Source organism: Methylobacterium frigidaeris (genome assembly GCF_022179185.1).
Taxonomy (GTDB): Bacteria; Pseudomonadota; Alphaproteobacteria; order Rhizobiales; family Beijerinckiaceae; genus Methylobacterium; species Methylobacterium frigidaeris.
On the sequence record NZ_BPQJ01000430.1, the window covers coordinates 1 to 221 of the forward strand.

1 protein-coding gene is annotated in these 221 nt (G+C 74.7%); it reads right to left on the reverse strand.

Features of this window, described 5'->3' with window-relative positions:
• Positions 1-221, reverse strand: a 221-nt coding sequence (locus MFF64_RS37570) for a thiamine pyrophosphate-dependent enzyme (RefSeq protein ID WP_238194178.1), incomplete at both ends; no start/stop codon positions are given.

A 221-nucleotide genomic window follows, 5' to 3' on the forward strand; every position in this document is an offset into this window, starting at 1 on the left:
CTGGCCGGGGTCGAGACCGCGGGCGACGGCGGCGAGGGTGTCGCGGTAGCGCGGGAAGAGCCAGTCGCGCGCCTCCAGCACGAGCGCGGCGGCGACCTCGCAGGCCTCCTGTCCGGTGCTGGACGGGTACACGGCGAGACGGCCCTGCTTGGTGAGCGCGGTGGCCTGGACGTTGTACCGGCGGCCACGGACGAGTTCCGTGTGCAGACGGCGCAGCAGGG